The organism is Dactylosporangium sp. CA-092794 (assembly GCF_050948465.1).
Taxonomy (GTDB): domain Bacteria; phylum Actinomycetota; class Actinomycetes; order Mycobacteriales; family Micromonosporaceae; genus Dactylosporangium.
Window position 1 is genome coordinate 11,117,521 of the sequence record NZ_CP192044.1, and the last position, 14,124, is coordinate 11,131,644.

At 72.4% G+C, this 14,124-nt stretch carries 12 protein-coding genes; 2 read left to right on the plus strand and 10 right to left on the minus strand.

Annotation, left to right across the window (positions count from 1 at the left end):
- The first annotated feature begins 96 nt into the window (after positions 1–96).
- Complete coding sequence (locus ACQPXD_RS47985) at positions 97–2,331, plus strand: putative bifunctional diguanylate cyclase/phosphodiesterase (RefSeq protein ID WP_432830470.1); 2,235 nt, start codon at positions 97–99, stop codon at positions 2,329–2,331.
- Here the strand turns inward: ACQPXD_RS47985 and ACQPXD_RS47990 are convergent.
- Positions 2,290–2,769 carry a hypothetical protein gene (locus ACQPXD_RS47990; protein ID WP_432830472.1) on the minus strand — a complete coding sequence of 160 codons (480 nt, stop codon included), beginning with the start codon at positions 2,767–2,769 and terminating at the stop codon, positions 2,290–2,292. The genes ACQPXD_RS47985 and ACQPXD_RS47990 overlap by 42 nt on opposite strands.
- A 125-nt stretch (positions 2,770–2,894) precedes the next feature.
- On the opposite strand from ACQPXD_RS47990, the gene ACQPXD_RS47995 reads away from it, so the two are divergent.
- The gene (locus tag ACQPXD_RS47995) at positions 2,895–4,535 is read left to right on the plus strand and encodes a S8 family peptidase (protein WP_432830474.1); all 1,641 of its coding nucleotides are present in this window, start codon (positions 2,895–2,897) and stop codon (positions 4,533–4,535) included.
- 827 nt (positions 4,536–5,362) lie between these two features.
- Here ACQPXD_RS47995 and ACQPXD_RS48000 read toward each other — a convergent pair.
- The 9 genes from ACQPXD_RS48000 to ACQPXD_RS48040 all read right to left on the minus strand — a co-directional run bounded on the left by ACQPXD_RS48000 (position 5,363) and on the right by ACQPXD_RS48040 (position 14,102).
- Entirely contained in the window at positions 5,363–6,079 is a 717-nt protein-coding gene (locus ACQPXD_RS48000; RefSeq protein WP_432830476.1) for a GAF and ANTAR domain-containing protein, read from the minus strand.
- Positions 6,080–6,335: 256 nt separating this feature from the next.
- Entirely contained in the window at positions 6,336–7,469 is a 1,134-nt protein-coding gene (locus ACQPXD_RS48005; protein WP_432830478.1) for a SigB/SigF/SigG family RNA polymerase sigma factor, read from the minus strand.
- 114 nt (positions 7,470–7,583) lie between these two features.
- Positions 7,584–8,339, minus strand: coding sequence for an ATP-binding protein (locus ACQPXD_RS48010; RefSeq protein ID WP_432830480.1), 756 nt, complete (start codon positions 8,337–8,339; stop codon positions 7,584–7,586).
- Between the two features lie 123 nt (positions 8,340–8,462).
- The gene (locus ACQPXD_RS48015; protein ID WP_432830482.1) at positions 8,463–9,167 is read right to left on the minus strand and encodes a phosphoribosyltransferase; all 705 of its coding nucleotides are present in this window, start codon (positions 9,165–9,167) and stop codon (positions 8,463–8,465) included.
- A gap of 727 nt (positions 9,168–9,894) precedes the next feature.
- Entirely contained in the window at positions 9,895–10,257 is a 363-nt protein-coding gene (locus tag ACQPXD_RS48020; RefSeq protein ID WP_432830483.1) for a response regulator, read from the minus strand.
- Between the two features lie 61 nt (positions 10,258–10,318).
- A complete protein-coding gene (locus ACQPXD_RS48025; protein WP_432830485.1) occupies positions 10,319–10,516 on the minus strand; it encodes a hypothetical protein in 198 nt (65 codons plus the stop codon).
- Positions 10,517–10,567: 51 nt separating this feature from the next.
- Positions 10,568–12,184 carry a glycoside hydrolase family 13 protein gene (locus ACQPXD_RS48030; protein WP_432830487.1) on the minus strand — a complete coding sequence of 539 codons (1,617 nt, stop codon included), beginning with the start codon at positions 12,182–12,184 and terminating at the stop codon, positions 10,568–10,570.
- Positions 12,181–13,107, minus strand: coding sequence for a carbohydrate ABC transporter permease (locus ACQPXD_RS48035; RefSeq protein WP_432830489.1), 927 nt, complete (start codon positions 13,105–13,107; stop codon positions 12,181–12,183). The genes ACQPXD_RS48030 and ACQPXD_RS48035 overlap by 4 nt, the downstream gene beginning before the upstream one ends.
- Positions 13,104–14,102: a carbohydrate ABC transporter permease gene (locus ACQPXD_RS48040; protein ID WP_432830491.1), complete on the minus strand. Its 999-nt coding sequence runs from the start codon at positions 14,100–14,102 to the stop codon at positions 13,104–13,106. Before ACQPXD_RS48040 ends, ACQPXD_RS48035 begins: the two co-directional genes overlap by 4 nt.
- Positions 14,103–14,124 lie beyond the last annotated feature (22 nt).

Here is a 14,124-nt window from a genome sequence, read left to right on the forward strand (position 1 = left end):
CCCGACGCATAGTGGCGTGGTGGCGCCGCGGGCGCCGATCCTTCTTGCACCCGGTAGCGCAACCGGGCTGCACCGCGCATCCCGGTGAATGAGGACGTGCGAATCTGGCTGTGGTTCCTCGTGTGCGCCGTGGTGGCATCGGCGATCGCCGCCGCGGTCTCCCCCGGCAGGAACGGGCTGCCCAACCTCGCGGTCCTGCTCGCCGGGCTCGTCGCGGCGGTGGCCGGGCTGCGCCGGCACCGGCCGCGGCCGGCCGCGGGCTGGTGGCTGCTGGTGGCCGGGGCGGGCGTGTCCGCGGCGAGCACCGCGTCCACCGCGCTGTGGCCGGACGCGCCGGCGGCGACCCGGACCGGGTACTTCTTCTGCTACCCGCTGACCGCGGCCGGGCTGTGGCTGATCGCCCGCCGGCTGCGGCCCTGGACCTCGACGAGGCTGCTCGACGCGGTGATCGTCATGCTCGGCATCGCGCAGCTGTCGTGGGCATTGGTGCTGTACCCCATGCTGGCCCGCGGCGACCTGAGCCGCATGGCCACGGCCGGCGTCACGCTGAGCGCGGTCGGCGACCTGGTGATCGTGACGCTGGTGCTGCGCGTCGCCGGGGCGATTCGGCCGAGCCCGGCCGCGCTGCTGCTCGTCGGCTCGGTCGCCGTGCGGGTGCTGAACGACGCCGCGTACGTGGCCATGTACGTCGCGGGCGGCGGCGCGGTGCAGCACTGGGTCACCTCGGCCGGCTGGCTCACCTGGAACTGCCTGCTCGCGGCGGCGCTGCTGCACCCGGGCGTCGCGACCATCGCCGCCCGGCCGCGACCGGCCGGCGACGACGGCGGCGCGCCGATCGCCGGGTTCGTGGTCCTGGCGCTGCTCGGGCCCGCGCTGCTCATCGCCGACGTGATCCTGCGCCCGGGCGTCAGCTCGTGGCGGCACACGCTCGTGCCGACGGTACTGACCGCGGCGCTCATGGTGGCGATGGTGCTGCGGCTGGGCCGGGCGCTGCGCGACCGGGTCCGGCTGCAGCAGGAGCTCGCCTTCCGCGCCCAGCACGACGTGCTGACCGGGCTGGCCAACCGCGAGCTGTTCCGCAGCAGCCTGCAGGCCGGCATCGACGCGGGCGAGGAGGTCGGGCTGCTCATCATCGACCTCGACGGGTTCAAGGACGTCAACGACACCCTCGGCCACCCGGCCGGGGACGAGTTGCTGCTGACCGCCACCGCGCGGCTGCGCTCGATCGCCGGGCCGGGGGCGCTGCTGGCGCGGCTCGGCGGCGACGAGTTCGCGGTCGTCTGCCCGCCGGGCGCGCTGGACGCCCTCGCCGCCGCGCTCGTGCCGGAGCTGGCCCGGCCGTACCGCGTGGCCGGCCGTGAGCAGCGGATCAGCGCGAGCGTCGGGGTGTACGCCGGAAACCCGGCAACCACCGGTGAAGCCCTGCAGAACGCCGACATCGCCCTCTACGCGGCCAAGGAGGGCGGGCGGAACCGGGCGATGCGCTACCACCCGGGCCTGCGCGAGGCCCAGGTCGCGCACACCGCGCTCGCCGACCAGCTGCGGGCCGCGGTCGAGGGCGGCACCGGCTTCGCCATGCACTACCAGCCGGTGGTCGACGTCCGCTCGGGGCGGGTCACCGCGGTCGAGGCGCTGCTGCGCTTCACCGCACCGGACGGTACCAACGTCTCACCTGCGGTGTTCGTCCCGGTCGCCGAGGAGATCGGCCTGATCGCCCGGCTCGGGTCGTGGGTGCTGGAGCAGGCGTGCACGGACGCCAGGGCCTGGCACGAGCGGCACGGCATCTCGGTCACCGTCAACGTCTCCGGCCGGCAGCTGCGCAACCCGCGGTTCGCCGACGAGGTCCTCGCCGTGCTGCGGCGCACCGGCCTGCCCGGCGCCGCGCTGGTGCTGGAGATCACCGAGACCGTGCTGGTCACCGCCTCGCTCGAGGAGACCGAGGAGGTGAGCCGCCGGCTCGCGCGCCTGCGGGCATTCGGCATCCGCATCGCGATCGATGATTTTGGCACGGGGTACTCCTCGCTGGCCTACCTGCGCACGCTCCCGCTCGACGTGCTCAAGATCGACCGGGCGTTCGTGTCGCGCATCGAGGAGCGGCAGGAGAAGGCCTTGTTCCGCGCGGTCGTCGAGCTGGCCCGCAGCATGTACCTCCAGCCCGTCGCCGAGGGCGTGGAGACCACCGGCCAGGCCCGCGTGCTGCGCGAGCTGGACTGCGCGCTGGCCCAGGGCTTCCTGTTCGCCCGCCCGCTGCCCGCGGCGAGCCTCACCGCGCTGCTCGCCGAGCGATCGTCAGGTCCGGCCCTCGCGCTCCTGGGCGGTCCGCAGGGTTGACGAGTGCGGTACCCAGTCGGCCAGGCGCACCGGGTAGCCCAGCCCGCGCAGCCGCTCGACCACCTCGGGGTCGTCGTCGACCACCACCTCGATCGGCGACTCCCGGGCCAGCCGGGCGAGCTGCTGCGCCTTGAACTCCCGGGCCGGGCGCCGGTCGCCGGCCGGGCGCATGAACAGCAGCTCGCCGGGCAGCCCGGCGGCGTCCAGCCAGCGCGCGGTCAGGTCGCGCAGGTGCTCGGGCCGCCCGGTGAGCCACACCAGCACGTGGCTGTCGGCGTACTCCTTGGCCAGCGAAACACCCTCGGCCAGCACCGGGTCCCGGCCGGCCGCGGCGAAGAAGCGGTTCCAGTCCTTCGGCCGGCGATCGAGATATTTCAGCCGATGGCGTACGTCGGCGACGACGCCGTCGATGTCGAACACGGCCAGCGAGGACTCCATCGCCCCAGTGTCGCAGGCCCGCCCGCCGGCAACCGGGCGGCAACGGCCGGCGAACCGGGGCCGCTCCCCGGCGTACCGACGCTGGAGGTGCCCGGTTTTCAAGCAGCCAAGAGGAGTCCCGGCTTATGCGTGCTTCCCTGCGTGCCTCCGTCGTCGCGGTCGCCTCGGCCGCCGGGCTTATCGCGCTCGGCACCCCCGCGCTGGCCGCGCCCGAGGGCACCATCCTGGGGGCGAACGAGGCCGGCGCGATCCGCGACCGCTACATCGTGGTGTTCAAGGACACCGTCGACGCCGGTGCGACCGCCGACGGCGCGAGCCGGCTCACCGAGCGCTTCGGCGGCCAGGTGCGCCGCTCGTTCGGCCGGTCGCTGAAGGGCTTCTCCGCCCAGCTGAGCGAGCGCGCGGCCCGGCGGATCGCGGCCGACCCGCGCGTCGCCTACGTGCAGCAGGACAAGACGGTGCGGGTCGCGGGCACCCAGGACGACCCGCCGTGGGGCCTGGACCGCATCGACCAGGCGTACCGCCCGCTGAGCGGCACATACAGCTACTCGTCGGACGGCGCGAGCGTCACCGCGTACGTGCTCGACACGGGCATCCGCACCACGCACGCCGAGTTCGGCGGCCGGGCGCGTTCGGGGTACGACTTCGTCGACAACGACACCGACGCGACCGACTGCCACGGCCACGGCACACACGTCGCCGGCACGATCGGCGGCAGCACCTACGGCGTGGCGAAGGGCGTGTCGCTGGTCGCCGTGCGGGTGCTCGGCTGCGACGGCTCGGGCAGCTACTCCGGCATCATCGCCGGCATCGACTGGATCACCGCCAACGCGCGGAAGCCGGCGGTGGTCAACATGAGCCTGGGCGGCAACGCCGACGGCGCCGTGGACCAGGCGGTGCGCGCCTCGATCGCGTCCGGCATCACGTACGCCGTCGCGGCCGGCAACGCCAACTCCGACGCCTGCGCGGTGTCGCCCGCCCGTACCGCGGAGGCGATCACGGTCGGCGCCAGCGACCCGAACGACAACCGGGCCTCGTTCTCCAACTTCGGCGGCTGCCTGGACCTCTTCGCCCCCGGCGTGAGCATCCTCAGCGCGGGCATCGCGTCGGACACCGCCACCGCGGTCATGAGCGGCACCTCGATGGCCACCCCGCACGTGGCCGGCGCCGCGGCGCTCGTCCTCGCCGCGAACCCGCAGGCGTCCCCGGTCCAGGTCCGCGACGCCCTGGTCGGCACCGCGGTCACCGGCGCGATCACGGGGGCCGGCTCCGGCTCGCCGAACCGCCTGCTCGACACCGCCGGCACCCCGATCGTGACGCCGGTGCCGGAGCACGCCCCGGTGAGCACCCCCGTGACCGCCCCACCCGCCGCGCCCGCGCCGGCCCCGGTGACCGCCCCGCCCGCGCCCCCGCCGGCGCCGTGCAACGTGAAGACCAACGGCACCGACGCACCGATCCGCGACCGCGGCAGCGTGACGAGCGCCGTGCGGGTGACCGCCTGCCCCGGCAAGGCGTCCCGCGCGGCGAGGGTCGAGGTCCACGTGGCCCACCAGAAGCGCGGCGACCTGGTCGTCGAGCTGATCGCCCCGAACGGTTCGGTGAAGCGCCTCAAGCGCGCCAACCGCCGCGACGGTGCCGCCAACCTCAACGCCGTCTACACCGTGAACCTGGCCAACCGCCAGCGCAACGGCACCTGGAAGCTGCGCGTGCGCGACTCGTACAAGGGCGGCACCGGCTACCTCGACAGCTGGACCATCACGCTGTAATCGATTCGGTGGCCGGGGTTTCTTGTTGCGCCTCCGGCGCAGCGGGCACCATCCCCTGTCGCACCTCCGGCGCAGCGGACGCGGCCCCCGTCGCGCCTCCGGCGCAGCGGACGCGGCCCCCGTCGCGCCTCCGGCGCAGCGGACGCGGCCCCCGTCGCGCCTCCGGCGCAGCGGACGCGGCCCCTGATTGCGCCTCCGGCGCAGGGGCTGGGGTTTTTGTTGCGCCTCCGGCGCATTTGGCTGGGGTCCGAAATCCTAGCCACGCGCGACTCCGTCGCGGCGCTGTGCCTGGGGGGTTCCCACCCCAGACCCCCCATGGCCGCTGCGCGGCCACTCTTTGCCGCGCTGCGCGCCCCTGACGTCCACCGCGGCGTTACAGCCCTGTCGCGTCGGGCTGGCGCAGGAGCTGCGGATCGACCGGGTGGTGTGCACGCCTGTTCTTCGAGGGCGGGGCGCGTCGGCCTCCACCCCGGCCCAGCGCGAGGGCCTGGCTGCGCGGCGGGGCACAAGCGGCCATGGCGCCGGCCCCGGGCAGCGCAGCGCGACGGGTTGGTGCAGACATCGCACCCGGCGGGGGCAATGTCCGATCCGCTCGGCCGGGGCGGACGAAAGTCTCCGTGATCATGATGCCCGCGGTGACCGCACCGCGGGTTTGCCATGATCCCGGAGCCTTTCGGTACACAGGGGTACATCAGCACTCCACGATCATGAAAAACCGTTGGTGCCGGTGTCGGGTTGCGCATGATCACGGAGACTTCTGGTCGCTGCGCCGCACTCCCGCGGCGCGCAACACCCGAAGTGTGGGGAACTCCGTCCCATCCTGACGGTCAAGGGCTGACGCGGCGCTCGACGGTCTGGACCAGGCGGGCGGCGACCGTGGTCAGGGGCAGGTCGAGGCGGCGGGCGGTGGTGCGCAGCACGTCCAGGGCGGCGTCGGCGGAGCAGGCGCGCTGGACCATCATGATGCCGACCGCCCGGTTCACCGTCTCGCCGTCGGCGAGGGCCTCGGTCAGCTCGGCGTGGACGTCCGCGCGGCGGCCTCGGTCGAGCACGGCGGACAGCAGCAGGCCGGCCTGCTCGGCGACGAGCATGGCGGTCAGCCCGATGTCGGCGGTGAAGCGGCCGGGCTCGGCGGAGTATACGGTGAGCGCCCCGACCGCGTGCTCGTCGATGTCGACCGGCACGGTCAGCACGGCCTTCACCCCGGCCGCCAGGGCGCGGGCGCGCCACTGCGGCCAGCGGGCGTCGGCGGCCAGGTCGTCGCTGAGGATGACGTCCCGGGTGCGGATGGCCTCCATGGAGGGCCCGGCGCCGCTGTCGTACTGGCTCTCCAGCAGCGGCTCGGGCAGCCCGGCCGACGCCGCCGCGGTCGACGGGCCACCGGCGCGGACCAGCGTCACCGCGCACCAGGCCGCACCGTCCACCAGGTCGGCGGCGGTCTCGACAAGGTCCTCCAGTGCCTCGTCGAGGTCGTCGCTGGCGATGAGCCTCGCGGTCAGCTGGCGTAGCACGGCGGCGATCTCCACGGTGTGGAGGTCTGTCACGGCTCCCCCTTCGTCGGCCGGGGGGCTTACTACCCGCGCCGCGGTGCTCTCAACCGTCACGCACGCGGCGCGAACCGTCACGCACGCGGCGCGAACCGTCACGCACGCGGCGCGAACCGTCACGCACGCGGCGCGAACCGTCACGCACGCGGCGCGAACCGTCACGCACGCGGCGCGAACCGTCGAGCGGCGCCGGGCAAGGCGGGCGGGACCCGCCCGGCGCGGGACGCCGCCGAGCGGGGTGGGCGGGCCAGGTTCAGCCGTCGAGCAGCGCGCGGCGCAGGCCGTCGAGGGTGCGGCTGAGCAGCCGCGACACGTGCATCTGGGAGATGCCCAGGTCGGCGGCGATCTGGGCCTGCGTGCGGTTGCCGTAGAAGCGCAGCGACAGGATGCGTCGCTCGCGCTCGGGCAGGCGAGCGATCAGCGGCTTGATCGCCTGCCGGAACTCGACGCCGTCGATGTCCCGGTCGTCGTCGCCCAGCACGTCGGCCAGGGTGCCGGCGTCGTCGTCGCCGCCGAGCGGGGCGAAGAGCGACACCGGGCGGTAGGCCGAGGACGCCACCAGCGCCTCGAGGATCTGCTCCTCCTCGATGCCGAGGTGGTCGGCGACGTCCTTCGGGGTGGGTGAGCGGCCCAGCCGCTGGCCCAGCGAGTCGCGCACCCGGTTGATCTCGATGCGCAGCTCCTGCAGGCGCCGCGGGACGTGGACGCCCCAGCCCTTGTCGCGGAAGTACCGCTTCAGCTCGCCGACAATCGTCGGGGTGGCGTAGCCGCCGAAGTCGGTGCCGTAGTCGGGGTCGAAGCCCTCGATCGCCTTCATCAGGCCGAGCGCGGCCACCTGGCTCAGGTCGGCGGGCGACTCCCCCATGCCGTGGAAGCGGCGGGCCAGCCGGTCGGCCAGCGGCAGGCTGTGCGCGACCGCGCGGTCGCGCAGGGCGCCGCGGCGCGGGTCGTCCCGGTCCATCGCCGCGGCCTGGCGCAGCAGCTCGTTGACCGTGGTCCACTGGCTGGGCGGATCGCCGCCCGCTGGCTCGTCCTCCTGCGCCGGTGGGGCGCCCGGGGGCGGGTCGTCGTAGGCGCGCAGCTGCTTCGCCGCGCCGATGATTTCGAGCACGTCCAGGACGAGGTCGGACGCGCCGGGCGCACGCAGGGCGCCGCCGCGTTCCTGTGCCTCGGTCTGGGCGCGCAGCAGCGTGTCCGCCGCGGCGCAGTCCAGCAGGCGCAGCCGGGACAGGTCGACGGTGAGGTTGCGCTGTCCGGCGTCGAGGCGCTGCGAGAGCGCGACCCGAAGGCCGACGCTCGCCGCATAGTCGAGAATTCCGGAAGGACGCAGAACCTCGTCATCCCCATTCCGCCAGGTGTCCAGTGCGGGTACCGAATCCGTAGGCATTGTCTCCATGGCGGAGACTCCCCCTAATCTTTAGGCGGATTGCTTTCCGGATCACTGTACGCACGCATTCGCGCGCATTGTAAAAGCGAAAGGATGAGTTGGCGGGTGACCTTCTTAAATGCGCATTGTCGCCCAGACCACCTTTCCGTCGGGAACGGGAATACAGCCCCATGCGTAGGTCAGCGCGCTCACCACGAGCAGGCCGCGGCCGTCCTCGCGCAGCGGGCCCTCCTCGGCGTCGTCGGCCCCGCCCAGGCGGGGCACGCCGGGGCCGTGGTCGCGGACCGACACGTGCAGCAGCCGGCGCTCCCGCGCCACGCCGACCTCCATGTCGGTACGCGCGTGCCGCAGCACATTGCTGACCAGCTCGGTGACGACCAGTTCGGCGACGTCGCGGATTCGCTCGACGCCCCACCGCACGCAGGCGCGGCCGACCAGGTGCCGCGCGGCCGCGGTAGCGTCGAGCATGGGCTGCAGGGTCAGCCGCATCCGCTCGCCGGCCCCGCCCGCGCCCGGGCCGGTGGCGCCGGCCAGCGCCGCGTCGGTGGTCGGGAACAGCGGTACGAGGCGGGCGACGGCCATGCGGTCCAGCGCGGAGGCGAGCGGGGGCCGCGCGGCGGCGAGCGTCATCGCGCTGCCCGGCCACGCGGCGGCGTGCTGGGCCAGCGCCGGCAGCACGGTGAGCGCGACGTCGTCGCCGTGGCGCAGGTCGGCCACGTCGAGCACGATCACGGACGGCTCGGCGGCCAGGCAGGCCAGGACCGCCGAGCGCAGCGAGGGCGAGCTGTCGACGTCGAGCACGCCGCCGAGGCGCACGACTGTCGCATCACCCCGCCGCTCGATGCTGGCCCGCAGGTCTTCCGCCCTCATGGGGTGATGCTCTACCCACCCCCGCCGTTATAAACCCCACACGCGTTTGTATACGACGATCCCGGCACCTGCCGTGGCGCCGGGATCGCGAGTCGGTGCGGGCAGGCTGGCCTGCGGATGTCTCTACACCGGAGTCGGTACCTTCTGCACGTCCCACACCGCGGAACACATCTGCTGCACGTGCGCGTCGGTGAGCGGGGCGAATTCGTGGTAGTACAGGCCGAGGGCGTGGAATTCGCGCGGGCTGTAAATGTCGAGCACCGCGTCCACGTCGGCGGCGATCAGGTCGACCGACTCCGCCGCGCACACGGGCGCGGCGAAGACGAGGTGCGCCGGCTTGCCGGCCCGCAGCGCGCGGGCCGCGGCCCGGGCGGTCACGCCGGTGGCCAGCCCGTCGTCGACGATCACCACCACGCGCCCGGTCACGTCCGGGGCGGGCCGGGAGCCGCGGTAGCGCTCCTGGCGCCGGCGCAGCTCGACCCGCTCGCGCTGGACCGCCGGGGAGAGGTCGCCGACCCGCAGTCCGACGGCGGCCACGGCGCAGAGGTCGAAGACGGCCGGGCCGTTCTCCGCGATTGCGCCGACGCCGTGGTCCGACTGCCACGGCAGCCCGATCTTGCGGGAGATGACCAGGTCGAACTCCGCCCCGATGGCCTCGGCCACCGCGACGCCGACCGGCACCCCACCCTTCGGCAGCGCCAGCACCAGCGGTGTGTGGGTCCGGGTCGCGTCCATCCCGATCTGCCGCAAGTGTTCCGCGACGGCGGTGCCGAGCCGGTGACCCGCGGCCGTACGGTCCGCGAAGCGCTCGTGTTCAGGCGGCCACATGGCCGTACCCTTCCCCTAGGCGGGCATTGCACCCGATCCGCGTCAAGTCCACCCGCATCAAGCGGACACCCCCTTCGATCGGCGCGGAGGTCAGTGGTCCGGTGCGCCGCAGCGCCCCGATCTGTTGCCCCAGCTGTCGCCGCTCTGCCGCGGCGCCGCGCCCGGTGGGAAGCCTACCCCCGCCTGACCTGCGAAAACTCCGCTTTGGCTCGTCTGCTCCGGGTGATCCGGACGCGCGGCCTCACTCCCGTGAACGCTGCGCCCTGTGTTGCTCTTGACACCGTCGGCAGCGCCGGCGTGAGGCCAGCGCGAGCGGACGAAAGTCTCCGTGATCATGATGCCCGCGGTGCCGCACCCCGGGTTTGCCATGATCCCGGAGACTTTCGGTACACAGGGGTACATCACCACTCCGCGATCATGAAAAACCCTTGGTGTCGGTGCCGGGTTGTGCATGATCACGGAGACTTCCGGTCGCTGCGCCGAGCCCCGCGGAGAGGGCAGCAACCGACGGGTGGCACGCGATCACCGACCGCGACCCCGCTCCAGCCAACTCTCGCAGATGGCGGTAAATCGTGATATGTCCGATAAGTCCGGCGCGCCAGCGCCGGACTTATCGTCGCTCTTGGCGCCGCGGGCCTGGCAGGGAGGGCCGCCAGGCCCGACCGGTGTCTGGCGGGAGCAACGGTCTGTATGTGACGCGGCCCGAGCCAAATATCGGTCTCATTGTTTATTGGGAAAGGCAATGAATGGTGGCCAGCAGGCTGTTCAGCGGGCGGCCCCTGGTCAGGCCCGGATCGGCCAGCGAAAGGCCGTGGACCGACGTGGCGTGGGCGGCGTTCGCGCTGTAGAACACCACCGGCAGGTCGGCCGTGGCGGCGTTGCGGCGCAGCAGGTCGAGCAGCTCGTCGCCGTCCGGGCGGGGCAGGTGCAGATCCAGCACGGCCACGTCGAAGCCCGGGTGGTCCGCCGCCACGCTCAGCGCCTCCTGGGGCGTGGCGGCGGAGATCACGTGGTGACCGCCGATCTGCAACCGGATGGCGGTGGTCTCCCGGATCTCCGCGTCGTCGTCGATGAGCAGGACTCGCGCCATGACCGTCTGATTCCCTTCCCGAGGGGCCGCAACCAACCCAATCGGTCAGGTCATCGCGAAATCAAGCCTGCGGGCGGCGCCGCCGGCGCATGACGATGAAGAGGATCACGGCCGCGACGATCAGGACCACGACGCAGCAGCAGGTGCCGATCAGGCCGCCGCCGTAGCTGCGCCGCCGGTCGAGCTCGAGGCCGGTGTCCAGAGTGTCCAGGGTGGCCGGGCTGAGGTAGCTGTACACCAACGCGATGATTGCGCTCATGCTTCGACGGTAGCGGGGGCTGTCACGCCCCCGCCTCGCCTTCGTCTCGGTTCAGGCGCGCAGCCAGGCGGTGGTGTCGGGCGGCAGGCTGCCGTCGGCGGCGAGGTCGCCGCTGGCGACCAGCACCTCGCCGGGTGGCAGCGGAGCCGGCGACGCGCCGAAGTTGGTGATCACCCGGACGGCGCCGGTGCGGAAGTCGAGCGCGTCCTTGGCCGCGTTCCACTCCACGGTCCCCCGGCCGAGCCCGTGCGTGCGGCGCAGGCGGAGGGCCTCGGTGTACATCGACAGCGTCGAGCCGGGCACGCCGCGCTGGCTGCCGGCGGCGAAGCGGTCCCAGTCGGCCGGCTGCGGCAGCCAGGTGGCCGCACCCGGGCCGAAGCCGTAGGACGGGGCGCCCGCCACCCACGGGATCGGCACCCGGCAGCCGTCGCGGCCGCGGACCTCGTGCCGGGAGCGGGCCCAGGTCGGGTCCTGGCGCGCCTCGTCGGGCAGCGTGGTGTGCTCCGGCAGGCCGAGCTCCTCGCCCTGGTACAGGTACGCCGAGCCGGGCAGCGCGAGCATGAGCAGCGTGGCCGCCCGGGCCCGGCGCAGGCCGAGGGCCTCGTCGGGCTGCGGGTCGTCGACGCCGATGCCACCCTGGGTGACGTGGCCGGGCTCGAAGCCGAGCCGGCTCGCGTGCCGCACCACGTCGTGGTTGGACAGCACCCAGGTGCAGATGGCGCCGACCGGCGCGACGCCGTCGAGGCTGGCCTCGATCGCCTCCCGCTGGGCGTCGGCGGTCCACGGTGCCATCAGGTAGTTGAAGTTGAACGCCTGGTTCATCTCGTCCGGGCGCACGTAGCGGGCGAGCCGCTCGGCCGGGGCGACCCAGGCCTCGCCGACCATCATCCGGTCGCCGGGGTAGCCGTCGAGGATCCGCCGCCAGGAGCGGTACACCTCGTGCACCCCGTCCTGGTCCCACATCGGCGGGACGCGGTGCTCGGCGCCGGGGCTGGTGATGGGCACCTGGGCGGCCGCCCAGTCGGGCAGGCCGCTCTCCTTGATCAGGCCGTGCGCCACGTCCACGCGGAAGCCGTCGACGCCGCGGTCGAGCCAGAAGCGCAGCACGTCCTCGAACATCTGCCGCACCTCGGACAGGTCCCAGTTGAGGTCGGGCTGGCTGACGTCGAACAGGTGCAGGTACCACTCGCCGTCGGGCACCCGGGTCCAGGCCGGGCCGCCGAAGACGCTCTGCCAGCCGTTGGGCGGCAGTTCGCCGTCGGCGCCGAGGCCCTTGCGGAAGTGGTACCGGTCGCGGGCCTGGCTGCCGGGCCCGCCCGCCAGCGCCTCCTGGAACCAGGCGTGGTCGCTGGAGGTGTGGTTGGGCACCAGGTCGACGATGACCCGCAGGCCGCGCGCCTTGGCGGCGGCGACCAGCGCGTCGAAGTCGGCGAGGGTGCCGAAGCGCGGGTCGACGTCGCGGTAGTCCGCGACGTCGTACCCGGCGTCGTGCTGCGGAGAGGGGTAGAACGGCGACATCCACAGGGCGTCGACGCCCAGTTCGACCAGGTGGTCGAGGCGCGACGTGATGCCGCGCAGGTCACCCAGCCCATCACCGTCCGCGTCGGCGAACGATCGCGGGTAGACCTGATAGATCACGGCATCGCGCCACCACAGCAGCGGACTCACCCCTTGACTCCACCGGCCAGCAGGCCGCGAACGAAATAGCGTTGCAGGGACAGGAAGACGATCAGCGGGATGATCATCGACACGAACGCGCCCGACGTCAGCCGCTGCCAGTCGTTGCCCCGGGTGCCGGCGAGCTCAGCGAGCCGGACGGTCAGCGGCCGGGTCTCGGGGCCGGAGGTGAAGACGAGCGCCACCAGCAGATCATTCCAGATCCACAGGAACTGGAAGATGGTGAGGGACGCGAGCGCGGGCGTGATGAGCGGCAGGACGATCCGCCGGAACGTCATCGCCGGGCCGGCGCCGTCCACCTTGGCCGCCTCGAACAGGTCCTTCGGCAGCTCGGACATGAAGTTGTGCAGCAGGAACACCCCGAGCGGCAGGCCGAAGCAGGTGTGGGCGAACCACACGGCGAAGAACCCGCCGCCCCACTCGGTGAAGTCGCCCAGGATCTGCAGCAGCGGGATGAGGGCCATCTGCAGCGGCACGATCTGCAGCGTGAACACGGCGATGAAGATCCAGTCCCGGCCGCGGAAGTTCAGCCAGGACAGGGCGTAGGCCGCCATCGCCGCCAGGGAGACGGAGAACACCACGGCCGGCACGGTGATGGCCAGCGAGTTGATGAAGTAGCTGGCCAGCTGGCCCGAGGACGCCGAGGTGCCGAAGACGACCTCGTTGTAGTTGTCCAGGGTCAGGCTGGGGTGGCTGAAGAACTGCCACCAGCCGGTGGTCTTGATGTCGTTCTCGGGCCGCAGCGACGAGACGAACAGGCCGAACGTCGGGATCGTCCAGACGATCGCGATGATGATCGACACGACGCTGGCGGTCCGGGAGGTCAGCTTGCGCCGGACCCGGCCGGCCATGGAGTCCGTCGCGGGCTGGGGCAGCGGGGCGACCGCGGGAGCGTCGGTGCTGACGGTGCTCATCGGATCTCCGCTCGTTTGCGCAGTTGCCGGACCTGGTACAGCACGACCGGCACGACGAGCAGGAACAGCACGACCGCGAGCGCGGCGCCGTGACCCTCGCCGCTGGGGTCGTCGCTCAGCCGGAACGCCTGGTTGTACATCTCGAAGGCGAGCACGCTGCTCTTGAAGTTGCCGTTGGTGGACGTCCGGACGATGTCGAACACCTTCAGCGTGGCGATGGTGATGGTGATGGTGACCACCACGACCGCCGGCCGGATGGTCGGCATCGTCACCCGCCAGAACATCTGCCACGGGTTGGCACCGTCGAGCTTGGCGGCCTCGACGATCTCGGACGGGATCGCCTTGATCGCGGCGGACAGGATGACCATCGCGAACCCGGCCTGGATCCAGATCATCATGATGATCATGTAGAAGGTGTTGCCCGGCGACTCCGTGAGGAACTGCCGGGGCTCCATGCCCAGCCAGACCAGGATCTGGTTGAGCAGGCCGATCTGGTCCTGGTCCGCCTCGCGGTAGGCGTAGATGAACTTCCAGATGATGGCGGCGCCGACGAGCGAGATGGCCATCGGCAGGAAGATCAGCGACTTGGCGAAGGCCTCGCCGCGCGTCTTGTCGACCAGCACGGCGTAGAGCAGGCCGAACCCGGTCGACACCAGCGGCACGCACACCACCCAGATCAGGGTGTTGCGCAGCATCACCAGCGTGTCGGGGTTGGTCACGATCCAGCTGTAGTTGTCGACCCCGACGAATTTGCCGTGGGCGTTGTTGTAGAACGACAGGACGATCGTGCGGATCAGCGGATAGATCAACCCGACGCACAGCAACAGGAGGGCGGGGCCGAGAAAGCCGAGCACGTGCAGGCGTTCCTTGTGCTTGCCCCACCGGGGCAGGATGTCGAGCACGAACAACACCGCGCCGACCGCCACGGCGAAGCCGCCGATGAACAGCAGCGCGGGCCAGATCTTGGCGACATCCTCGGAGAAGTCGTATTCCATGGGGTGTCCTCCGACCGGCCGG